21 protein-coding genes are annotated in these 21983 nt (G+C 72.6%); 11 read left to right on the top strand and 10 right to left on the bottom strand.

Features of this window, described 5'->3' with window-relative positions; all coding sequences use genetic code 11:
- Nucleotides 1-18: 18 nt before the first annotated feature.
- A complete protein-coding gene (locus tag ABZ444_RS26760; protein ID WP_358002203.1) occupies nucleotides 19-558 on the top strand; it encodes a GNAT family N-acetyltransferase in 540 nt (179 codons plus the stop codon).
- A gap of 64 nt (nucleotides 559-622) precedes the next feature.
- On the opposite strand, the gene ABZ444_RS26755 is transcribed toward ABZ444_RS26760, so the two are convergent.
- From ABZ444_RS26755 to ABZ444_RS26745, 3 genes are all read right to left on the bottom strand, one after another.
- Nucleotides 623-1135, bottom strand: a complete 513-nt coding sequence (locus ABZ444_RS26755) for a hypothetical protein (RefSeq protein ID WP_358002200.1) — start codon at nucleotides 1133-1135, stop codon at nucleotides 623-625.
- Nucleotides 1132-1719: an MFS transporter gene (locus tag ABZ444_RS26750; RefSeq protein ID WP_358002197.1), complete on the bottom strand. Its 588-nt coding sequence runs from the start codon at nucleotides 1717-1719 to the stop codon at nucleotides 1132-1134. The genes ABZ444_RS26755 and ABZ444_RS26750 overlap by 4 nt, the downstream gene beginning before the upstream one ends.
- 153 nt (nucleotides 1720-1872) lie before the next feature.
- Complete coding sequence (locus ABZ444_RS26745) at nucleotides 1873-2406, bottom strand: HIT domain-containing protein (RefSeq protein ID WP_358002194.1); 534 nt, start codon at nucleotides 2404-2406, stop codon at nucleotides 1873-1875.
- Nucleotides 2407-2489: 83 nt separating this feature from the next.
- Here ABZ444_RS26745 and ABZ444_RS26740 point away from each other — a divergent pair, with 83 nt between their 5' ends.
- Nucleotides 2490-3212 (top strand): PIG-L deacetylase family protein, encoded by a 723-nt coding sequence (locus ABZ444_RS26740; protein WP_358002191.1) that lies wholly within the window; start codon nucleotides 2490-2492, stop codon nucleotides 3210-3212.
- 115 nt (nucleotides 3213-3327) lie between these two features.
- Here ABZ444_RS26740 and thrS read toward each other — a convergent pair whose 3' ends face one another.
- From thrS to ABZ444_RS26725, 3 genes are all read right to left on the bottom strand, one after another.
- Nucleotides 3328-5289, bottom strand: coding sequence for a threonine--tRNA ligase (thrS, locus tag ABZ444_RS26735; RefSeq protein WP_358002188.1), 1962 nt, complete (start codon nucleotides 5287-5289; stop codon nucleotides 3328-3330).
- Between the two features lie 64 nt (nucleotides 5290-5353).
- Nucleotides 5354-5950, bottom strand: a complete 597-nt coding sequence (locus ABZ444_RS26730) for a glycoside hydrolase family 25 protein (RefSeq protein ID WP_358002186.1) — start codon at nucleotides 5948-5950, stop codon at nucleotides 5354-5356.
- Nucleotides 5951-5986: 36 nt separating this feature from the next.
- Nucleotides 5987-6889 carry an LLM class F420-dependent oxidoreductase gene (locus tag ABZ444_RS26725; RefSeq protein ID WP_358002184.1) on the bottom strand — a complete coding sequence of 301 codons (903 nt, stop codon included), beginning with the start codon at nucleotides 6887-6889 and terminating at the stop codon, nucleotides 5987-5989.
- Between the two features lie 99 nt (nucleotides 6890-6988).
- Between ABZ444_RS26725 and pgm the strand changes: the two genes are divergently transcribed.
- Entirely contained in the window at nucleotides 6989-8617 is a 1629-nt protein-coding gene (gene pgm / locus ABZ444_RS26720; RefSeq protein ID WP_358002182.1) for a phosphoglucomutase (alpha-D-glucose-1,6-bisphosphate-dependent), read from the top strand.
- A 13-nt stretch (nucleotides 8618-8630) separates the two neighbouring features.
- On the opposite strand, the gene ABZ444_RS26715 is transcribed toward pgm, so the two are convergent.
- Together ABZ444_RS26715 and ABZ444_RS26710 are read right to left on the bottom strand one after the other, a co-directional pair.
- A complete protein-coding gene (locus tag ABZ444_RS26715) occupies nucleotides 8631-9329 on the bottom strand; it encodes a DUF2786 domain-containing protein (RefSeq protein WP_358002180.1) in 699 nt (232 codons plus the stop codon).
- Between the two features lie 11 nt (nucleotides 9330-9340).
- Nucleotides 9341-10576 carry a hypothetical protein gene (locus ABZ444_RS26710; protein ID WP_358002178.1) on the bottom strand — a complete coding sequence of 412 codons (1236 nt, stop codon included), beginning with the start codon at nucleotides 10574-10576 and terminating at the stop codon, nucleotides 9341-9343.
- A 395-nt stretch (nucleotides 10577-10971) separates the two neighbouring features.
- Between ABZ444_RS26710 and ABZ444_RS26705 the strand changes: the two genes are divergently transcribed.
- The 3 genes from ABZ444_RS26705 to ABZ444_RS26695 are packed head-to-tail and all read left to right on the top strand — an operon-like array spanning nucleotide 10972 to nucleotide 13196.
- Nucleotides 10972-12141 carry a cytochrome P450 gene (locus tag ABZ444_RS26705; protein WP_358002176.1) on the top strand — a complete coding sequence of 390 codons (1170 nt, stop codon included), beginning with the start codon at nucleotides 10972-10974 and terminating at the stop codon, nucleotides 12139-12141.
- 18 nt (nucleotides 12142-12159) lie between these two features.
- Nucleotides 12160-12930 carry an HAD family hydrolase gene (locus ABZ444_RS26700; protein ID WP_358002174.1) on the top strand — a complete coding sequence of 257 codons (771 nt, stop codon included), beginning with the start codon at nucleotides 12160-12162 and terminating at the stop codon, nucleotides 12928-12930.
- Nucleotides 12927-13196, top strand: a complete 270-nt coding sequence (locus ABZ444_RS26695) for a DUF4031 domain-containing protein (RefSeq protein WP_358002171.1) — start codon at nucleotides 12927-12929, stop codon at nucleotides 13194-13196. The genes ABZ444_RS26700 and ABZ444_RS26695 overlap by 4 nt, the downstream gene beginning before the upstream one ends.
- A gap of 6 nt (nucleotides 13197-13202) precedes the next feature.
- Here the strand turns inward: ABZ444_RS26695 and ABZ444_RS26690 are convergent, their stop codons facing one another.
- Nucleotides 13203-13850, bottom strand: a complete 648-nt coding sequence (locus tag ABZ444_RS26690; RefSeq protein ID WP_358002168.1) for a metal-dependent phosphohydrolase — start codon at nucleotides 13848-13850, stop codon at nucleotides 13203-13205.
- A gap of 132 nt (nucleotides 13851-13982) precedes the next feature.
- On the opposite strand from ABZ444_RS26690, the gene ABZ444_RS26685 reads away from it, so the two are divergent.
- Together ABZ444_RS26685 and ABZ444_RS26680 are read left to right on the top strand one after the other, a co-directional pair.
- Nucleotides 13983-14402 carry a hypothetical protein gene (locus ABZ444_RS26685; protein WP_357964138.1) on the top strand — a complete coding sequence of 140 codons (420 nt, stop codon included), beginning with the start codon at nucleotides 13983-13985 and terminating at the stop codon, nucleotides 14400-14402.
- A 261-nt stretch (nucleotides 14403-14663) separates the two neighbouring features.
- Nucleotides 14664-15917, top strand: a complete 1254-nt coding sequence (locus ABZ444_RS26680) for a hypothetical protein (RefSeq protein ID WP_358002165.1) — start codon at nucleotides 14664-14666, stop codon at nucleotides 15915-15917.
- A gap of 3 nt (nucleotides 15918-15920) precedes the next feature.
- Here the strand turns inward: ABZ444_RS26680 and ABZ444_RS26675 are convergent, their stop codons facing one another.
- Nucleotides 15921-16487: a sigma-70 family RNA polymerase sigma factor gene (locus ABZ444_RS26675; protein WP_358002162.1), complete on the bottom strand. Its 567-nt coding sequence runs from the start codon at nucleotides 16485-16487 to the stop codon at nucleotides 15921-15923.
- 188 nt (nucleotides 16488-16675) lie between these two features.
- On the opposite strand from ABZ444_RS26675, the gene ABZ444_RS26670 reads away from it, so the two are divergent.
- Genes ABZ444_RS26670 through ABZ444_RS26660 form a run of 3 tightly spaced genes read left to right on the top strand, consistent with a single transcriptional unit; the run spans nucleotide 16676 to nucleotide 21949 of the window.
- Entirely contained in the window at nucleotides 16676-17392 is a 717-nt protein-coding gene (locus tag ABZ444_RS26670) for a Crp/Fnr family transcriptional regulator (protein ID WP_358002159.1), read from the top strand.
- Between the two features lie 22 nt (nucleotides 17393-17414).
- Entirely contained in the window at nucleotides 17415-18734 is a 1320-nt protein-coding gene (locus ABZ444_RS26665) for an oxygenase MpaB family protein (RefSeq protein ID WP_358002156.1), read from the top strand.
- Complete coding sequence (locus ABZ444_RS26660; protein ID WP_358002153.1) at nucleotides 18731-21949, top strand: AAA family ATPase; 3219 nt, start codon at nucleotides 18731-18733, stop codon at nucleotides 21947-21949. Before ABZ444_RS26665 ends, ABZ444_RS26660 begins: the two co-directional genes overlap by 4 nt.
- Nucleotides 21950-21983: the final 34 nt, after the last annotated feature.

The following is a 21983-nucleotide window of genomic DNA, read 5'->3' as shown; positions in this document are numbered from 1 at the left end:
TCATGTTGGCTGGCCGGCATGACTGAACTGCGTACCGATCGTCTCATCCTGCGCCGATGGCGTGACTCCGACCTTGAACCGTGGGCGGCCATGAACGCCGATCCCGAGGTCCGGGAGCACTTGGGCGACCTGCTCACCCGCGAACAGAGCGATGCCTCCGTGTCGCGATTTCAGGCCGAGTTCGACCAGCGAGGCTACGGGTGGTGGGCGGTCGAGGTCGAGGCCACGGGCGAGTTCATCGGCTTCGCCGGCTTGGACGAAGTGGACGACCACATGCCGTTCACGGGAGTGGAGATCGGCTGGCGGCTCGCCCGCTCGGCCTGGGGCCAGGGCTACGCCACCGAGGCTGCGCTGACTGTCCTGGCCCACGGCTTCGACGCTCTTGAGCTTCCGGAGATCCTCGCTGTCACAACGGCCACCAACCTCCGTTCCCAGGCGGTGATGCGCCGGATCGGCATGACCCGGGACCCGGCCGACGACTTCGACGACCGCACCGAGCCCGAAGGGCCACTGCGTCCGAACGTGCTGTACCGCATCGCCCGAAGTACGAGCATCTGACGCTCTCCACCACGACCGCCACACGGCGAACCTATGCGGTCAGAGCACCGGGGCGGGCGCCGGGTCAGCGTCCGGCCTGCGGGTGACGCCGCAGCACCATGAGAACGACCAGCGCCGCGGGCACGGCCAGCGCGAAGCCGGTGACCATGCCGACGCCGAGCCCGACGGCCTCCTGGAGCCGGCCCAGAGCCGCGTACAGCGCTCCCGCCGCAGCGGCGGACACCCCGAGAACCATCCCCGCGGCGCTCGCCGGCTCGCCAGGTGCCAGGTCCTGCGCGATGACGACGGTGATCGGGCTGCCGACGTACAGGAGGGCGCCGGCCAGCGCGGCGGCGAGGAAGTAGGGGACGCCGCCCGGTTCGAGCGTCACGATCGCGATCAACGGCACCGGCGCGGCGGCGAGCGAGCCGATCAGCGCGCGCCGGCGGCCGACCCGCGGCGCGAGCACGCCACCGAGCAGCGCGCCAAGCCCTGCGGCCAGCGAGAACACGGCGAGCGTCCAGCCGAGCAGCCCGGCGTCGGCCGCCACACCGTGCTCACGGACCAGCCAGAGGGGCATCGAGCTGGTGAAGGTCACGAAGGCCAGGCTCGCCAGGGTCGCGGCCAGGGTGAGCCCCCGATGGGACCGCGCAGCAGCCCGAACCGGAAGAGCGTCCGCAGGGGACGGCGGCCGTGCGACTCCCAGTCAGGCAGCAGCAGGAAGACCAGTACGGCGAACAGGACGCCGGGAACCATCAGCCACGGCGTGACCTCGATCCCGAACGCCGAGACCACGGAGAGGATCAGCACCGGCCCGAGGGCGAACCCGGCCATCCCGCCGGCGGTGAACAATCCCACGCCCAGCGTTCGATTCGGCACGGTGGGGCCACCGGCGACCGCCGTGCCCACGGGATGCAACGCCGCCGCCCCCATGCCGCCGATGATCAGCAGGGCGAAGACCGCCGCCAGCGCGGGCGCGACGCCGATCAGGCTGAGGAACAGCGAGGCCATGAGCACCCCCGTCGCCCCGACCACGCGCAGGCTGCGGTCCTCGGCCATCGCGCCGAAGAACGGCTGGGTGACCGACGACGAGATCGAGTGGACCGCGACGAGCACGGCCAGGAGGGCCGGCCCGCGGCGTCGGAGGCGCCACCGCCGGGATGCCGCAAGCAGGAGCCTCACGAACGAAAGGGACTCACGCGGCCGGTCCCTGACACACGGCCACGCTCGGGGCACGATTCAAGCCGAACGCGCCCGGAGCACGCTTCAAGCCGGACGCGCTCGGAGCCCGTCGAGGTCAGCGCTCCTCGGGGCGGTGCCGGGTGGTGGCTGTGCCTAGTGCGTCCAGGCGTCGGCCAGCAGTTGCCGGGTGTCGTGCAGGAGCTGGGGCAGCACCTTCGTCTGCGCCACGACCGGCATGAAGTTCGTGTCGCCGCCCCACCGCGGCACCACGTGCTGGTGCAGGTGGGCGGCGATGCCGGCGCCCGCGACCTGGCCCAGGTTCATGCCCACGTTGAAGCCCTGCGCGCCGCTGGCCTTGCGCAGCGCGCGCAGCGACCGCTGGGTGAAGTCACCCAGCTCGGCGACCTCGGCCGGGGTCAGCTCGTCGTAGCCGGACACGTGCCGGAAGGGCACGACCATCAGGTGGCCGGAGTTGTACGGGTAGAGGTTGAGGACGGCGTAGACGACCTCTCCCCTGGCCACGATCAGGCCGTCCTCGTCGCTCATCCGGGGGATCTCGTCGAACGGGCAGCCGTCGCCCGGCCCGGTGCCCGTCGGCTTGTTCTCGCCCTTGATGTAGGCCATGCGATGCGGGGTCCACAACCGCTGGAAGTTGTCGGGCGCCCCGGCCCCTGCCTGATCGTGCATACCAAGCAGCATAGGACCCCGCGCGGAGCGCCCGCTCTTCCGGCGTGATCCCCTGCCCTTCGCGGCGGCCCTAAGGTGTGGGCATGGCACAGCGACTCGAACCCATGCCCGCCGACTGGCAGCGCGCCCTGGCCGTCGTGGCCCACCCCGACGACCTGGAGTACGGCTGCGCCGCCGCCGTCGCCACCTGGACCGACGCCGGGCGCGAGGTCTCCTACCTGATCGCCACCCGCGGCGAGGCGGGCATCGACACGCTCGACCCCGCCGCGTGCGGGCCGGTGCGCGAGCGCGAGGAGCGGGCCAGCGCCGCCGTGGTGGGGGTGACCACCGTGGAGTTCCTCGATCACGCCGACGGGGTCGTCGAGTACGGGACGGCGCTCAGGAGGGACATCGCCGCCGCCATCCGCAGGCACCGCCCGGAGCTGGTGATCACCCTCAACCCCGACGACACGTGGGGCGGCACGTACTGGAACACGCCCGACCACCGGGCTGTGGGCCGTGCGGTGCTGGACGCCGCCGGAGACGCCGGAAATCGCTGGATATTTCCCGACACCGACGCCGCGCCCTGGAACGGCGTGCGCTGGGTCGCCGTCGCCGGCTCCAACTCCCCCACCCACGCCGTGGACGTCACCGACGGGCTGGAGCGGGGCGTGCGGTCGCTGCTGGAGCACCGCGCCTACATCGAGGCCCTCACCGATCAGGCCCCGGAGGTCTACGCCCGCGAGCTGATCGAGGGCTCCGCGCGGGAGGCCGGCGAGCGCTTCGGTGGCCGCCCGGCGGTCGCGTTCCGCCTGTTCCCCCGCTGACTTCCGGCCGGGGCCTGAGCCGCCCGGAGAACGGCTCAGGCCGGGAAGGCTTCCCGGCCTGGCCGGAAACGGCGGGCCAGGGAATGCCGGTCCCGGCCGAGCCGGGACCGGCGGGTCACACCTGGACGCGGCGCTCCACGGCGTTGACGATCTCGGCGATGGCCTCCTCGACGGGCACGCCGTTCTTCTGCTCGCCGTTGCGGTAACGGAAGGACACCGCGCCGTTGGCGATGTCGTCGTCACCGGCCAGCAGCATGTAGGGGACCTTCGCCTTCTGCGCGTTGCGGATCTTCTTCTGCATGCGGTCGTCGGCCGCGTCGACCTCGACCCTGATGCCCCGCTCGCGCAGCCGCTTGGCGACGTCCTGGAGGTAGGGCACGTGGGCGTCGGCGATCGGGATGCCGACCACCTGCACCGGCGCCAGCCACGCGGGGAACGCCCCGGCGTAGTGCTCGACCAGGACGCCGAAGAAACGCTCGACCGAGCCGAACAGCGCCCGGTGGATCATGACCGGCTGCTGCCGGGAGCCGTCGGCCGCCTGGTACTGCAGGTCGAACAGCTCGGGCAGGTTGAAGTCGAGCTGGATGGTGGACATCTGCCAGGTGCGGCCGATGGCGTCGCGCACCTGGACGGAGATCTTCGGCCCGTAGAAGGCCGCGCCGCCCGGGTCCATCACCAGGTGGAGGTTCTCGGCCTCGGCCACCTCGCGCAGCGTCGTGGTGGCCTCCTCCCACACCTCGTCGGAGCCGACGAACTTCTCCGGGTCCTTGGTGGACAGCTCGAGGTAGAAGTCCTCCAGGCCGTAGTCGCGCAGCAGGTCGAGGACGAAGCGCAGCAGCGAGGTCAGCTCGTCGCGCATCTGCTCGCGGCTGCAGTAGATGTGGGCGTCGTCCTGGGTCAGGCCGCGCACCCGGGTCAGGCCGTGGACCACGCCGGACTTCTCGTAACGGTAGACCGTGCCGAACTCGAACAGCCGCAGCGGCAGCTCGCGGTAGGACCGCCCGCGCGCCCTGAAGATCAGGTTGTGCATCGGGCAGTTCATCGGCTTGAGGTAGTAGCGGGCGCCCTCCAGCTCCATGGGCGGGAACATCCCGTCCTTGTACCAGTCGAGGTGGCCCGAGACCTGGTAGAGGCTCTCCTTGGTGATGTGCGGGGTGTTGACGAACTCGTAGCCGGCCTCCTCGTGCCTGCGCCGCGAGTAGTCCTCCATCACCTTGCGGATCACGCCGCCCTTGGGGTGGAAGACCGCCAGGCCCGAGCCCAGCTCGTCGGGGAAGGAGAACAGGTCGAGCTCGGCGCCGAGCCTGCGGTGGTCGCGCCGCTCGGCCTCCTCCAGCCTCTTCAGGTATTCGTCCTGCTTGTCGCGGGACTCCCAGGCGGTGCCGTAAATGCGCTGGAGCTGCGGGTTCTTCTCGCTGCCGCGCCAGTAGGCGCCGCCGGAGCGCATGAGCTTGAACGCCGGGATCGACCGGGTGGAGGGCACGTGCGGCCCCCGGCACAGGTCTTTCCAGCACAGCTCGCCGCTCTTGGGGTCGAGGTTGTCGTAGATCGTGAGCTGCCCGGCCCCGACCTCGACGCTCTCCTCGTCGGCCGCTCCGCCCTTGAGCCCGATCAGCTCCAGCTTGTACGGCTCGCCGGCCAATTCCTCGCGCGCCTGCTCGTCGCTGACGGCCCGGCGGGAGAACAGCTGCCCCTGCTTGACGATCTCCCGCATGCGCTTCTCGACGCGCTTGAGGTCGTCGGGGTTGAACGCCTGCTTGACGTCGAAGTCGTAGTAGAAGCCGTTCTCCACGGGCGGGCCGATGCCCAGCCTGGCCTCGGGGAACAGCTCCTGCACCGCCTGGGCCATGACGTGCGCGGTGGAGTGGCGGACGATGGCCCGGCCGTCCTCGCTGGAGACCTCGATCGGCTCGACCACGTCGTCCTGGGCCAGGGGGTACGCGAGGTCGCGCGGCTCGCCGTTGACCCGGGCCGCGATGACGGTGCGGCCGTCGGCCTCCAGCGCCTCACCGGCCGTCGTGCCGGCCGCGACCACACGCTCGGCTCCGGCGAGGGTGATGCGTAGCTCGGCTGACACGGTGTCTCCCTTGGATCGCGCTCGATGCCCGGCACCGAGGCTGGTTCGATGGTGAACACCGATGCTATCGCGGGTGAAACCCCAGCCTTGTCAGGTCCTGGCGGGTGCCGTGGAAGAGGTTCCGGTCGAGCGGACTGCTGGCATATTGGTGAATTGTCCAGTCGCGCCACGGCGGCGGCACGAGGGGTTCGCCGCGCGGCCTCTCCGGGGAGGCGATCCACAGCGGGTAGTCGGCCAGGCCGGCGCAGTTCCCCGAGCGGGCGAACCAGTGGGCGGTGTAGATGAAGGGCCGCAGACCGGCGTGCCGCTCGACGTGGTGGCACCAGCGGCGCGCGTACCTGGCGACCTGCTCGGGGCGCCGCCCGTCGCCGGTCTCCAGGTCGAGCGCCACCAGGTCGCCCCTGCGCAGGCCGCCCGCCGACCTGAGCACCGCCAGGAAGTGCCGGGCGTGCTCGATCGGGTCGCCCTTGGGCCGGGCGAAGTGGTACGCGCCGCACACCAGCCAGCTCTCGCGCATTCCCGACCAGTTGCGGGCGAACCACCGGTCGGTCCAGTCGCCGCCCTCGGTGGCCTTGGCGAAGGCGAAGGAGACCCCGGCCTCGGCGTGACCGGCCCAGTCGACGGAGCCCTGCCAGTTCGACACGTCTATGCCATGCAGCAAGCGCTTCACCTTGCCGGAGTTTATTGAGATGTCCCCCTATGAACCCTTCGACGCGCCGATGAGCAGCTCACGGGTGCGGTCCCGCTCGGCGAAGGTCGCGCCGACGAAGTCGGTCACCCCGGCCTGGCGCAGCCGTTCGAGCTGGGCGAGCACGGACTCCTCATCGCCGACGACCGCGACGTTCCCGGGCCCGGCGGCGCCCTCGCGGTCGAGCATGGCCCGGTAGGAGGGCAGCGTGCCGTAGACGGCGAAGATCTCGTTGGCGCGCTCGACCGCGGCGGCGGGGTCGTCGGTGACGCAGACGGGCAGCGCGCAGACGATCCGCGGCGCCGGGCGGCCCGCCTCCGCGGCGGCGGCGGTGATGGTCGGGGCGACGTGCTCGGCCACCGTCTTCGGGCCGGTCATCCACAACACCGTGCCGTCGGCCACCGTGCCGGCCAGCTTCAGCATGCGCGGGCCGAGGGCGGCGACGAGCACCGGGAAGCCCGCGCCCGGCGTGGTGAGCCGCACGTCGGCCCTGATCGTCTCGCCCACCGCCTTGACCTGCTCGCCCCGGCCGGCCGGGAGCAGCACGTCGAGGTACTCCTTCATGTGGCGGTAGGGGCGCTCGAAGCTGAGGCCGAACATGTGCTCGATGACGACCTGGTGCGACAGGCCGATGCCGAGCGCCAGCCGGCCGCCGAGCGCGGCGTTGGCCGTCATCGCCTGCTGGGCCAGGGCCGCCGGGTGCCGCGGGTAGGTGGGCACGACAGAGGTGCCGAGCTCGATGCCGGGCACCTGGGAGCCGGCCACGGCCAGCGCGGTGAGGGCGTCGAGGCCGAAGATGTGGGACAGCCAGGCGGAGGCGAAGCCGTCCTCGGCCGCCTGGGCGATCTCGTCGCGGAGCGCGCCGAGCGGGTCGGGCCCTTGCCGTTCATTCAGGAAATATCCGAAACGCATGGAAACAGAACTCCATTCTGGAGGCAGACGCGCCTGTATCTTCCCACGCCCGCGGGCGCGCTCACCCGTACGAAGGGGGCGGATTTGTAAAGTGGCCTCATGACGCACGATCGCGCAGGACAGCCCGCCCAGCCCGCCGACCTGGTCGACGTCGCCCGGCTGGTGACCTCCTACTACGCCCTGCACCCCGACCCCGCCGAGGTGGCGCAGCGGGTGGCGTTCGGCACGTCGGGCCACCGCGGGTCCTCGCTGCGGACGGCCTTCAACGAGGACCACATCCTGGCCACCAGCCAGGCCATCTGCGAATACCGCGCCGCCCAGGGCACCGACGGGCCGCTGTTCCTGGGCATCGACACGCACGCGCTGTCCGAGCCCGCCCGCGTGTCGGCGCTGGAGGTGTTCGCGGCCAACGGGGTCGAGGTGCTGATCGACTCCCGCGACGGCTACACGCCGACCCCCGCCGTCTCGCACGCCGTCCTGCGGCACAACCGGGGCCGCGCGTCCGGGCTCGCCGACGGCGTGGTGGTGACGCCGTCGCACAATCCGCCCTCCGACGGCGGCTTCAAGTACAACCCGCCGCACGGCGGCCCCGCCGACACCGACGCCACCTCCTGGATCCAGGACCGCGCCAACCAGCTGCTGGCCGACGGCATGAAGGGGGTGTCCCGGATCTCCTACGCCAAGGCCCTCGACGCGGCCGGCCGCTACGACTTCCTCGGCACGTACGTCGACGACCTGCCGTCCGTGGTCGACCTCGACGCGATCAGGTCGGCCGGGGTGCGCATCGGGGCCGACCCGCTGGGCGGGGCGAGCGTGGCCTACTGGGGCGAGATCGCCGAGCGCCACCGCCTCGACCTGACCGTGGTCAACCCGCTGGTCGACCCCACCTGGCGGTTCATGACGCTCGACTGGGACGGCAAGATCCGCATGGACTGCTCGTCGCCGTACGCGATGGCGTCGCTGATCGCGCAGCGCGACAGGTACGACATCGCCACCGGCAACGACGCCGACGCCGACCGCCACGGCGTCGTCACCCCCGACGGCCTGATGAACCCCAACCACTACCTGGCCGTCGCCATCTCCTACCTGTACGCCCACCGCGAAGGCTGGCCCGCCGCGGCGGGGATCGGCAAGACGATGGTGAGCAGCGGCGTCATCGACCGGGTCGCCGCCTCGCTCGGGCGGCGCCTCTACGAGGTGCCGGTCGGTTTCAAGTGGTTCGTCCCCGGGCTGCTCGACGGCTCGCTCGGGTTCGGCGGCGAGGAGAGCGCGGGGGCCTCGTTCCTGCGGCGCGACGGCTCCCCCTGGTCCACCGACAAGGACGGCCTCATCCTCGCCCTGCTGGCCTCGGAGATCCTGGCGGTGACCGGCGAGTCGCCGAGCGCGCACTACCGCCGCCTGACCGAGCGGTTCGGCGAGCCCGCCTACGCCCGGGTCGACGCGCCCGCCACCCGCGAGGAGAAGGCGGTGCTGGCCAAGCTGTCGGCCGACCAGGTGACGGCGTCGTCGCTGGCCGGCGAGCCGATCACCGCGGTGCGGACCGCGGCCCCCGGCAACGGCGCGGCGCTCGGCGGCGTGAAGGTCTCGACGGACAACGCCTGGTTCGCCGCCCGCCCGTCGGGCACCGAAGACGTCTACAAGATCTACGCCGAGTCCTTCAAGGGCCCCGACCACCTGGCCAAGGTGCAGGAGGAGGCCCGCTCGCTGGTCTCGGCCGCGCTGGGCTGAGCGGCCGGGCGCCTCAGCGGGGCAGCTCGCGGGCGGTGGCGGCGGGCATGCCGGTGCGTCCGAGGTCGGCGTGCCGGCCCGCCAGCACGCCCGCGCGGTAGCCCGTGCCGCTGGTCGTCGGGACCGACATGCGGATGCGCGGGTAGTGGGCGGCCACCGCCAGGTCGACCTCGGCCCGGCGGTCGGCCAGCACCAGCGCGGTGCCGGCCCCGGCGGCCTCGGCCTCGGTCGCGGCGCGCCACTCGGCCTCGCGCAGCAGCCGGTACACCTCGTCGGTGAACCCCAGCAGCCACGAGCGCCGGTAGGCCCGCGCGGCGGCAAGCTCGCCCGGCGGCCGTACGCGGGCCAGGCCGGAGGCCATCTGCAGCAGCAGCGACGTGGCCAGCACGTCGGCGCGTTCGAGGTCGGCGGCGAAGCCGAACACGTGCACCCGCTGGCCGCCGTCGCCGCGGCCGATCAGCAGCGGACGGCAGCGGACGGCCTGGGCGACCAGGCTGACCAGGCGGGCCTTCTCCCTGGCCCACGGGGCGGGCAGGGTGACGATCCGGTCGCCGGGGGTCTGGCGGGTGCCGGGCGGCGGGAGGGTGTCGATGCCGTACTTGGCCATCAGGGCGGAGGCGGCCGCCAGGAAGGTGGCCCGCTCGTGCTCGTTGTCCGTGCGTTCGGCCTTGGCCAGGAGTTTCCTGACGCGTTCGAGCGTGCGCTCCCGCAACCGAGCTCCCCCTACTTGGCCAGCACCCGCCCGTCGTCGGCGATGGCCGGGAAGGCGCCGGTGTCGACGATGCCGTGCTGCTGGTACAGAGCCTCGATCAGGGCGTGCGCCTGCGGCTCCAGCTTCCACAGGGCACGATACTCGCGCGCGGTGGCCAGCGAGATGCCGATCTCCTGGGCGATGTCCACCGAGCGCGGCACGATGCGCTTGGCGATCTGCCGGTCCCAGAACTCCCGGGCGGCCCTGATCTGGGCGGCGCGCTGGGCGGTGTCGACGACCTGGGGGGTGGCGTCGAACACCTCGACGTCCTCGTCCTCGTCCTCGACGAGCTCGGCCAGCGCGGGCGGCAGCGCCGGGCGGGCGGGCACGGGACGGTGGTCGGCCTCGGGCTCCCACGGCACGCGCGGGTCGGCGTCGATGAGCGCGGTGGTGTTGTACAGGGCGGCGATCTGGGCCAGCAGCGCCTCCTGGCGCGACTGGTCGACGGCCAGCCCGGTGTGCTCGACGGCCTGGTCCATGGCCTTGTCGAGCTTGGCCAGCGCGCCGCGCATCTTGCGCTCGGAGGCGCCGCCGTCGCGCAGCGCCTTGGCGCGCTTGGCGGCCAGGGCGACGCGGGTGAGCCGGCGGTGGGCGTCGACCTCGGAGGCGGTACGGTCGCTGACCTCGGCCAGGCCCATGCGGACGAGCAGGCGTTCGGGGGTCAGGCGCCAGTTGATGCGGCCGGTGCCGCGGATGCGGTGGCGTTCGATGGCCATGCCGCGTTCCCAGAGCCAGGCGGCGACCAGCGGGGCGGCCAGGCGGAAGACGGCCTCGGGCAGGCTGCGGGCGTCCATGCTGGACAGGACGGCGGTCAGGCAGGTCAGCGCCCAGACCGCGATGCCGTCGATGCCGGCGGAGAAGTTCTCCCGCATGTTGCGGCGGGCGCGGACGGCCGAGGTGATGATGGCGACCTCGATGAAGGCGAACAGCAGCAGCCGGAGCGGCCCGTCCAGGCCCAGCACGTCGCCGGAGAAGCGCCACATGCCCTGGGCGGACACGCCGGTGGCGATGGAGGCGGCGACGACGGTGAGCACGTCCTCGATGGGACGGGGGGCGACGTAGCGGGCGAATAACCAGGTGCCCGCGCGCCAGGCCATCCTGAGCACCAGGAACGCCAGCACGAGCCCGGCCAGGCCCAGCAGGGCGATGACGGCGGTGGCGAACGGCTTCTCGGCGACGAAGGCTGCTATTTCCTCAAATGTCGGCATCAGTCACTATCCGCGAGGCTCAACTCCAGCTTGTCTTGCGACGAGATCATCGCAGACTGTCGCCCCCTTGTACGCCAAACGCCACGGATTTCCCCTGTCTCCCACCGGTTCCTGTGACACACGCCGTACCAGAAGGGAGTTGTGGCTAGTCGGCGGCCCGCGACCCGGCGCACAATGAGGCGCACCCCGGCCTCACCGCACGGCCTCCCCACGGGCTCACGGACGGGTGGCCGGACGGGCGGCCAGATGGACGATCGGGCGGGTGGCCAGGTGGGACGTGAGGGTGAGCGGCAATTTCGTCCTTTCGGAGGGCAACAGCCGCCTGTCCGGATGGGACCATCTACCGAGGGATTTATCCCAACATAGTGCGATGTATCCCAGCAGGACGGATATCCATGTCTGACTCAGAGTTCCCCTTCGTCCAGTTCATGCGCGAGGACTTCGACCCGGTCGCCGAGCTCGGCCGCATCCGGGCCGAACACGCCGTCTTCCCCATGAAGATCCCCGGCGACCAGACCGTGCACCTGGTCACGCGCTGGGAGGACGTACGCGGTGTCCTCGGCGACCACGAACGGTTCAGCAACGACTTCGCCGGCATCTCCGGCCTGGGCTCCAACCAGGAGGATCCCGGCGGCCTCGGCTTCCGCGACCCGCCCGAGCACACGCGGCTGCGCAAGTACCTGACCCCCGAGTTCACCATGCGCCGCCTGCGCCGGCTGGAGCCGCGCATCGAGGCGATGGTCGAGGAGCACCTGGACCGCATCGAGGCCAAGGGCCCGCCCGCGGACCTGGTCGAGGACTTCGCGCTGCCGATCCCGTCGCTGGTGGTGTGCGAGCTGCTCGGCGTCCCGTACGAGGAGCGCGCCGACTTCGTCAAGATCAGCAAGGACCGGTTCGACCTGTCGGCCGGCCCCGAGGCGTCCCTGCAGGCGATCAACGACGCGATGGCGTACCTGGTGGACCTGGTCGCCCGCGAGCGGCGCGACCCGGGCGAGGGCCTGCTCGGCCAGCTCCTGCGCGAGCACGGCGACGACCTCGACGACCGCACGCTGGCCAGCATGTCCGACGGCCTGCTCACCGGCGGGCACGACACCAGCACCAGCATGCTCGCGCTCGGCGCGCTCTGGCTCATGCGCCACCCCGAGCAGGCCGCCAAGGTCCGCGAGGTGGACGGCTACGTCAACGACGTCGTCGAGGAACTGCTGCGCTACATGACGGTCGTGCAGGTGGCCTTCCCGCGCTTCGCCCGCGAGGACCTGGAGCTGCACGGCGTGCCGATCAAGAAGGGTGAGATGGTGCTGTGCTCGCTGACCGGCGCCAACCGCGACCCCTCGCTGGGCCCCGACATGGACGAGGTGCGCCCCGGCCGCGAGACCGCCGGCTCGCACCTGGCCTTCGGCCACGGCATCCACCGCTGCATCGGCGCGCCGCTCGCCCAGATGGAGATGCGCATCGCCTTCCCCGCCCTGCTGCGCCGCTTCCCGGACCTGCACGTCTCGGGCGAGGTGCCGTTCAGGGAGCTGGCCATCGTGTACGGGGTCAAGGAGCTACCCGTCGCCTGGTAGAGCGGTTACGTTCACAGTGTGAACGAGCCCGTCATCGACCCCGTCATCGACCTCGCCTCGATCGGCGCCGTCGTGTTCGACACCGACGGCGTGGTCACCGACACCGCCCGGGTGCACGCGGCCGCCTGGAAACACGTCTTCGACGCCTTCCTGCGCGGCCGCTGCGACCCGTTCGACATCCGTGACGACTACCTCCGGCACGTCGACGGCCGGCCGCGGCTCGACGGCGTGCGCACCTTCCTCGCCGCGCGCGGCCTCACCGTGCCCGAAGGCGATCCCGACGACGAGCCGGGCGCGCCCACCGTGCACGGGCTCGGCCTGGCCAAGGACCAGATCTTCATCGCGCAGGTGGACAAGTACGGCGTGGCCGCCTTCCCCGCCACCGTGGCCCTGCTGCACGAGCTGCGCCACCGGGGCGCCCGCACGGCCGCCGTCTCGGCCAGCCTGCACGGCCGCCGGCTGGTGACCGCCGCGGGCGTGGCGCACCTGTTCGACCTGGTCGTGGACGGCGGCGACGCGGCCCTGATGAACCTGCCGGGCAAGCCGGACCCCGCCCTGTTCCTGGAGGCCGTGCGCCGCCTGGCGCTGCCCGCCGGACGGGCCGCCGTGGTGGACGCGGCGCTGCCCGGCGTCCAGGCGGCCGGCAGGGGCGGCTTCGGGCTGGTCGTGGCGGTCACCCGGAACGGTCCGGGCGACGTCGCCGCGCTGGCCGGGCACGGCGCGCACGTCGTGGTGCCCGATCTGGGCGAGCTCGGCGTGCGCGGCCGGGTCCTACCCTTGAGGGCGTGACGGTTCTGATCGATCCCCCCGACTGGCCGGGGCCGCGCGGCCTGATGTGGTCGCACCTGGTGAGCGACAGCTCGCTGGAGGAGCTCCACGCGTTCGCGGCCCGGCTCGGGGTGCCGGGCCGGGCCTTCGACCGGGACCACTACGACGTCCCCGAGACCGTGCACGCGCGGGCGGTGTCGCTGGGCGCCGAGCCGGTCAGTTCGCGCGAGCTGCTGCGCCGCCTGATCGCCGCCGGTCTGCGCCGCCGCAAGCGCCACGCGCCCTAGCCTGCCTCAGCCTTCCGCCAGGCGGTCCAGCTCGGCGGTCATGTTGGCGCGGGCGGGTTCCTCCCACAGCTCGCGGGCCCGGTCCGTACGGTAGAGCCGCGGGGCGGCCAGCAGCCTGCGCAGCACCTGCGCGCGGCCCCGCCGGAACAGGTCGTCGGGCACGTGCGCGTACTCGCGGCGGATGTCGGCGGCGTAGGCGTCGTAGCCGGGGCGGCCCAGCACGGCCAGGTCGGCGTCGCAGAGCACGGCGCCGTCGCGGTCGCCGGCGGCCACCGTGTCGTGGGCGGCGGTCAGGCGGACCAGCCGGGCGGTCGCGGCGACCCGGCCGGGCGGCACCCCGCAGCGTGGCAGGCGCGCCTGGGCGAGCTGGGCGCTGCGCTCCTCGTCCCAGCCGGGCCTGCCGTCGTAGACGGCGTCGTGGAACCAGGCGGCCAGGCGCACCGCGGCGGGGTCGGCGGCCTCCCCGGCCAGGTCGTCGACGGCGGCCAGCACGGCGGCCAGGTGGCCGAGGGTGTGGTAGCGGCGGTGGGGCTCGGCCCAGCGGGCGATCAGCTCGGCGCCGGCGGCCCGCGCGGCCGGGGAGCCGCCCGCGAGCGCGAGCCAGCCGGCGGCGAGCCGGGCCCTCGACGCGGGGGCCGGGCGGTCGTTGATCACGCCTCCACCGTAGTGCCCAGGGCGGTACGTCCCGGCTTTGTGTCCTTGAATACACCCGGTATTTACCCGGCTGTCCCGCCGCTCTGCCTCTCCGTACGGGGACCTGGTTCCCCCCGGAGAGGAGACAGCGACATGGCGACCGGTGAGTTCCAGGTGATGAAGGTTCCGGCCGAGCAGTTGAGCGGCGTGCTGCACGGTCAGGTTGTCGACCCGGGCGCCCAGCCCACGAACGTCGTGAGATGCGGCGAGGGCTGGACCGTTGACGTGAGCTGGGAGGTCGCCGGCGAGCTGGTCGACTGGCTGGCGGGACGGTGGCATGTGGAGATCATCGCCGACCTGCTGGGAGGTGGTGAGACCCGTCATCCCTCGCCTCCCGTGGAGATGACGTTCACCCCTGGCTCGGGACGGTACACCGCGTCGGTCCCGATGCGCGGCCAGCTCGGCCCGGGCACCTATGACCTGGTGGTCAACCTCACCACGACGACGGCCGCCGGCTCCGCGGGGGCGCTCGGCGGCTTCGTCGTGATCAGCAAGATATCGGTGAAGGAATGACGGCCGCCGCCCCGGGCCCCTCCCGGGGCGGCGGGCGCCCCGGGGGGGGCCCGGATCGCCCTGCAACCACACCGCAAGTCACCGGCCCTACGCTCCGGGCGGCGGTCACGGGGAAAGCGAGACCGCCGCCCTGTATCCGCCGCCCTGTATCTCACGTCACCGGACGCGCTCTGACCCGGTGAGGATCGACGGTCCCAGGGGGGACCACTGACGGGAGACCTCATGTCCGAAGTGGAACAAGCGCTTGCGCCAGGCGCTCCGATGACGGCGGACGACGTGCTGCGCATCGCCGCCTGCAAGGACAGGAACCCTGCACTTGAGGCCATGGTCATCGCCCATGGCTACCACCGTGTCGCCGGGGACCTCGCCCAGCACCTGGGCCAGGACGCGACCAACTGGTACTGCTACGCCAAATGGACCTCCAAGGCGGTCGCCGAGAGCCTCGACCTGGCCCCGGGCTCGCCCTTCCTGACCGGTTTCGGCGACCGGCTGCACGTGCCCGCGCGCCTGCGCCGCCTGTTCCGCGCCATGTTGCTGACCCTGCTCGGCCCCAGCTACCAGCTCGGGCTGGCGCTGGCCAACCGGGCGATCTTCCTGGAGACCGCGAGCCTGGCGGCCAACCTGTGGAACGGCACGCCCGACTGCTACGTCAAGGTGAGCCCGGAGTCGGAGAACACGCCGATGCCGCCGGAGTTCCTGTCCGGGCTGCTGGAGGAGGCCGACGAGCGCTACCTGCGGGACGCCGCCCTGCTGCTGAGGCAGGCGCACGCGGCCACCGACCCGGACGAGCGGGCCGAGCTGATGTTCGGGGCGAGCGTGGCGCTGTCGGCGTACGAGCAGAAGCGCGCGCAGAAGGCTCTGGAGCTGGTGCTGTACCGGCCGGTGCGGTGGCTGACCCGGATGTCGTGGCGGTCGCTGCGCTCGCTGGTGACCCGGCGGCCCTACCCCCGCTTCCCGCTGTTCAGCGCCCGGCACGAGGACCAGCCGTGGCTGACGCGCGTGCTGGAGGCCAAATGGTCCTCGCTCTACACCCGTCACCTGTTCGCCGTGCGCACGCCGCTCAGCGACGTCAAGGTCGGCCGGCCGCTCGCCCCGCCGCCGGGCGTGGACATGGCGCTCGCCTGGCGGCCGATCAGGAACGAGAAGGTGCGCGAGCTCGCCGAGGAGTTCATCCCGGACGACGTCGAGCAGGCCACGGCCGGGGTGATCGACTGGGTGTCCTACCCCGACCGCATGCGCTTCATCGTCGGCTACTTCCGCACCTACCAGCGGGTGGGCGCGCTCTACGACCCGCCGTTCGGGCCGGAGCTCACCGCGGCCCTGGAGGCGGAGACGGCCCGCGGCACGCTGCCGGAGCCGGTCCCCGAGGCTCCGCAGGCCGACCGGCTGCTCCCCGGGATGCGGCGCAAGGTCTACGCCTTCCCCGAGGAGACCGATCCCGACGCCTACGAGATGGCGCGCTTCGACTTCGAGCCCTTCCTGGAGGCGATCCCTCTTGACCGGTCAGGAAACTAGGACTCAGTCCAGGAAGTCCCTGGTGATCTCGCGGTCCTGCAGGAGCCCGCGCAGCCTGGCGAAGCAGCGGGCGCGGGTGGGGCCGATGCTGCCGACCGGCCGGCCCAGCCGGCGGGCGACGTCCACGTAGTGCGGCTCGGAGGTTTCCGTGAGTGCTCGAAACAGCACGCGCTGGGCCGCGGGCAGCTCCTCGACCAGCTCCTCCAGCGTGCCGGCCAGCCAGATCCTGGCCAGTTCCCTGTCCACGTCGTCCGTGCTGCCGAGCGTGTCGAGGTCGGGCGTGCAGATCTCCCGGGTGCGCCTGGTCAGCTTCAGGCACTCGCGGAAGGCGATCGTGGCCAGCCAGCCGGGCATGCGCTGGGGGTCCGCGACGCTCTTGAGGTTCTGCCAGGCCAGCAACCAGGTGGTCTGGAGCACGTCCTGGGCGTCCTCGTGGCCGAGCCGGAAGCGCCGGATCCTCGACCGCAGCATCGGCGTGAACTCCTCGACCAGCCGCTCCCACGCCTGGGCGTCGCCCTCCTGGGCGTCCGACACGAGGGTGGCGGTGTCGCGGCGCTCCAACGTATCCAACTGCATCATCGTCTCCCCGCCGGCCGGGGTCCATGGGGGTCAACCTCGTTCGACCGGCCCCCCAACGGTGCTCCCGGCCGCCTTCGCACACTGTCGCGGACGACACAGTGCGGGTGTGGCGCTCGTCACATTCGGGAGATCGCTTACCACTTACTGCCCGATCGGCGTTCGCGTCCTAAAGTTCTTCCATGAGCGCCAGCAGCGGGGCGGTTCCACACGACGTCCAGGCGGTCGCCGCCGTGCTGGCGGAGGTCCCGCTGTTCCGCGTGCTCGGACAGGCCGGAATCACGAGCACCGTGCGCGCCGGGGTGGCGCGCCGATACCGCAACGGGCAGATCATCCTGCACCAGGGCGATCCGGGCGAGTCCCTGTACGTGCTGCTCGACGGCCTGGTGAAGGTCGTCTTCACCACCGAGCACGGCGACGAGATCGTGCTCAACATGCTGGGCCGTGCGGACACCTTCGGCGAGATGGCGCTGCTGGACGACTCGCCGCGGTCGGCGTCGATCATCGCCGTGCGCCCCTGCTGGATCTTCGCGCTGCCCAGGGCGCGGCTGCTGGAGCTGATGCGGGAGCATCCCGGGCTCGCCGACGAGTTCCTGCGCATGCTCGGGCAGATGGTGCGCCGGCTCACCGGGCAGGCCGCCGACCTCGCCTTCCTCGACCTGGGCGGGCGCCTGGCCAAGCTGCTGCTGCAACTGTCGGTCAAGCGCGGCCAGACCCAGGGCCCGGTCGTGGACATGCCGGGGCTGACCCAGTCGGACCTCGCCGCGCTGATCGGCGCGTCCCGCCCGGCGGTCAACCGGGCCCTGCAGTCGCTCGCCGCCCGCGGCCTCATCGCCATGAAGGGGCGGACCATCACGTTGCTGGACGTCGAGGCGCTGCGCAAACGCGGGGGCCTCTGACCGGATCTGGAGTACGGGGAACATGAACGAGCACGACAACGCCCCCGCCGAGCGCTGGCCGGCGGAACGGTTCCGGCAGTTACGGCAGCAGGCCGACCCGGACATCGACAAGATCGTGGCCGGCTACCTGGAGACCAGGCCCGCAGGCGAGAACGCCCTGTCCCTGCTGCGCGCGGTCGTGGTGGAGCTCGGCCGGGCCAAGCGAGAGGCACGGGCCCCCTCGGGCGAGACCGGCCCCTCGGCCATCTTCGACGCCATCGACTTCAGCAAGGACCTGCCCGAGTGGGGCGGCGACGCCGAGCTGCTGGCCCGCGGCCAGGCCGTCTTCTCCGACTACGGGCTGTACCAGTCGGTCGCGCTGTTCTGCAAGTGCCTGCCCATGGCCTACGTCGAGATCTCCAGCGCCAAGGTGCTGGCCGGCGTGAGCGACCTGGCCACGCACAGCCTCACCCGCCGGGTCGCCGAGACCGGCCAGATGCTGGTGGACGTCATGGGCCTGAAGGCCACCGACAGCCTGACGCCGGGCCGTCCGGGGCACACGACGGCGATCGGGCTGCGCATCCTGCACTCGTTCGTGCGCGCGCTGGCCACCGAGCACTTCGGCGACGACTGGGACACCGCCAGGTTCGGCCCGCCGGTCAACCAGGAACTGCTGCTGGCCACCATCTTCGACTTCTCGGTCGTCACGTGGGAGGCTCTGGAGAGCATGGGGGTGCGCCTCAGCGACGACGACAAGGCCGCCCATCTGTACACGTGGAGCGTCTTCGGCCACCTCATGGGCGTCGAGGCGTGCCGCGACCGGCCGCTCACCCTCGACGACGTGCCGCCGGTCAGCGAACGGCTCGGCCGCCTGTACGAGTCGAGCGAAGAGGGCCGCAGGCTGATGGCCGTGCTGCTGGCGGAGATGGAGGAGTTCATGCACCTGGGCTGGCGCAAGCTGCCGCGCAGCCTGGTGCACTGGGTCTTCCGCGACGCCCGCTACAACGGCGCCCAGGTTCCGGCGCTGCTCGACGTGCCGCCGCCGGCGTGGTGGTTCAACGCGCTGTTCACCGCGGCCAGGGCCGGCAACCGGTACGGCCGCCTGATGGGCCCGGTCGACGCGGTGGTGCGCTGGCTGGTGCGCCGGGCGGGCAAGCACATCGTCATCGCCATGATCGACCGCTACTCGGGCGGCCACGCCGCCTTCCAGATCCCCGAGGAGCTGGCCTCCCAGTGGCGCGTCCGGCAGTCGAAGACGGCGCGCCGCACGCGCAGGCTCCGCCACAGCGTCCGCAAGGGCGTGCGGAAGGGCGTGGGCAAGGCCGCCAGGGCCCCCGTGCGGAAGGAGGGACCACCGGCGTGAGCACCCCGCACGAGCCGGGCACGCTGACCACGGCGACCATCCTGTTCACCGACGTGGTCAGCTCCACAGCCATGCGGATCAGGCTCGGCGAGGAACGCGCCAACGTCGTCTTCCGCCGGCTCTACCAGCTGCTGCACTCGGTGGTGACGGCCAGCGGCTCGACGTTCACCAAGAGCCTGGGCGACGGGCTGATGGCGGTGTTCGGCTCGGCCACGGCCGGGCTCGACGCGGTCATCGCCGTCGAGCAGGCCGTCGCGGCCGAGAACGAGCGGGCGCTGGAGAAGATCTCGATCAGGGCCGCGCTGGCGGCGGGCGACGTGTGCTGGGGCGCCGACGACGTCAGCGGGCTGCCCACGGTGGAGGCGGCCCGCCTGGTCGCGGTGGCCGAGGGCGGCCAGGTGCTCTGCACCGACCTGGTGCGCCGCCTGGCCCAGGGCCGCAGCCGGCACGAGTTCAAGGACCTGGGCCGGCTGCCGGGCAAGGGCCTGCGGGAGCCGATGCACACCTACGAGCTCCACTGGCAGAGCGCCGACAACCAGCACGCCGGCGGGCTGGCCCCCTGGCTGGACAGCGGGCACGTGCTGCCGTTCGTCGGCCGGGACGAGGAGCTGCGGGCGCTGGAGGAGGAGCTGGGGGCGGCCGAGTTCGGCAGCGGGCTGGTGATCCTTCAGGGCGATCCGGGGGTCGGCAAGACGCGGCTGGCCTCGGTCGTGGCGCGGCGGGCGCTCAAGCGGCAGTTCACCGTGCTGGCGGGGCGGTGCACCGATCCGGCGCGGCAGGCGTACGAGCCGATCGCCGGGGCGGTCGAGCGGCTGGCCCGCACCTCGCCGGCGCTGTTGTTGCGGGCCGGGGTCGACCAGCAGTGCGGGCAGCTCGTCCGGCTGGCGCCCTCGCTGGCCGCTCCCCCGCTGTCGCTGGCCGTGCCGCCCGCCACCGAGCCGGTCTCCGAGCGCTACCACCTGATGGCCGCGGCCCGTACGCTCATCGAGCGCCTGGCCACCGTACGGCCGGTGCTGCTGGTGATCGACGACCTGCAGTGGGCGACGCTGGAGTCGCTGCAGATGCTGCACTCCCTGATGTGGGACGCCGACTCGCTGCCGCTGCTGATCCTGGCCACCTCGCGCCCGGTGCCCGTCGAGTCGGCGATGCCCGAGCTGCACAAGCTGACCGCCGACGGCCGCCTGGTGCAGGTCTCCTCCTTCGGCATGGACGAGGTCAGCCGGGCCCTGTCGGAGGTGCGCAGCGACGGCGACCCCGAGCTGCTGTACCGGATCACCGGCGGGAACGCGTTCCTGGTCACCGAGGTGGCCAGGGAGCTGGCCGCGGGCGCCGACCTCGACGCGCTGACCGTCCCCGACTCGGTCACCCGCATGGTCCGGGCGCGCCTGGCGCAGCTCCACCCCGACGCCCGCGACCTGGTCAGCCTGCTGGCCGTGGGCGAGCGCATGGAGTCGGCCGCGCTGCGCCTGGGCCTCGGCCTGGACGAGGCGCGCTTCGTGGCCGCCGTCGAGGAGGCCATGGGCGCGGGCCTGGTGACCATGGCCGACGGCGGCCAGTGCCAGTTCTCCCACGAGCTGACCCGTGCCGCCCTGTACGCCACGCTGTCGGCCCCCCGCGCCGGGCTGCTGCACGGCCGGGTCGCCGACGCCCTGTGCCAGGCCGACCCGCAGGCCATGGAGTCGCGCCCGTACGTCGTGGCCACCCACCTGCTGGCCGCCGCCGAGCACGGCCGCGACCCGCGCCGGACGGCCGAGGCCGCCGAGGCGGGCGTGCAGGCGGCCCGCCACGCGCTGGCCGGGCTGGCGCACCGCGAGGCGGTCACCTGGTACCAGCGGGTGCTCGGCCTGCTGGCGGACTTCCCGGGCGCCTCCCCCGAACGGCGTGCCGAGCTGCTGATGGACTGCGGCCGGGCGATGTGGCTGGCCGGGCACCCCGAGGCGAGGGAGACCCTGCACCAGGCCGCCGAGCTGGCCAGGGAGTGCGGGCGCGACGACCTGATCGTGGTGGCCGCGCTCGGCGGCGACCGCGGCTTCTCCAGCATCTCCGCCGCCCCCGACCAGCGCCGCATCGCGCTGCTGACCGAGGCGCGCAAGCTGGTCGACTCGACCGACCTCAGCACCCGGGCGCTGCTGGCCGCCCTGCTCGCCTCCGAGCTGATCTGGGCGCCCGACGGCGAGCGGCGCTTCGCGCTGAGCGACGAGGCGGTCGCGCTGGCCCGCAAGTCGGGCGACCCGCGCACGCTGGCCAGCGTGCTCGGCATGCGCAGCCTGACGATCATCCCGGCCGACCCGCTGCACCAGCGCCACCGCGACGGCGACGAGATGCTGGAGGCGGCCCGCCGCACGGGCGACGACCTGGCGCTGTTCCACGCCTACGTCCAGCGCACCCCGCCCGTGCTGGACAGCGGCGACACCACGCGCGCCGCGACGCTGCTCGACCAGGCCGACGAGCTGGCCCGCCGGCTGGCCCAGCCGCAGCTCAACTGGCTGATCGGCTACTCCAGGGCGGGCCTGACGCTCATGCAGGGCGACCTGGCCCAGGCCGAGACCGAGGCGCTGTCGGCCATGCGGCTCGGCACCGAGATCGGCCGCCGCCTGGAGGCCGTGGCCATCTACTCCGAGCAGATCTCCGAGATCCGCCGTCTGCAGGGCCGGCTGTGGGAGCTGCGCGACCGGCTGCGCCGCGCCGCCCAGGCGCCCCGCGTCGACCCGGTGCACGCCGTGCTGCGCTACCTGTGCGAGATGGGCGACGAGGAGGCCGGGCCGCTGCTCGACCGCATCCTGGCCGACCGCGGCGGCGTGCCGCCGCGCAACATGGCCCACCGGCCCGCCCTGGACAACCTGGCCGTGGCCGCCGCGCATCTGCGCCGTCCTGAGCTGGCCGAACGGCTGTACGCTTCGCTGGCCGCCGACGGCGAGACGTTCGGCCACGGCACGGTCGCCCACCACTGCGGCCACCACTACCTGGCCCACCTGTGCGTGACGATGGGCGACCCGGCGCGGGCGAGCGAGCACTTCGAGGCCGCCGCCGAGGTGCACGAACGCAGCGGGGTGCCGCTCATGCTGGCCGAGTCGCTGCTCGACTGGGCCGACCTGCTCGACACCGCCGACGTCGGCGGCCCCCGGCCGGCCGCGCTGCGCGAGTGGTGCGCCTCCCTGCTGCCGGGCCGCGGCGCTCTCCTGCTCGACCGCCGGCTGCCCGCGCACCCCGTTTAACCTGCGGCGACATCGGGCAACCCGGCACGGGGGG

The sequence above is a fragment of the Nonomuraea sp. NPDC005730 genome (genome assembly GCF_040630865.1).
In the GTDB taxonomy this organism is placed as follows: domain Bacteria; phylum Actinomycetota; class Actinomycetes; order Streptosporangiales; family Streptosporangiaceae; genus Nonomuraea.
Note: the sequence above shows the minus strand (reverse complement) of the source record. Positions and strands in the feature narration are given on the sequence as shown.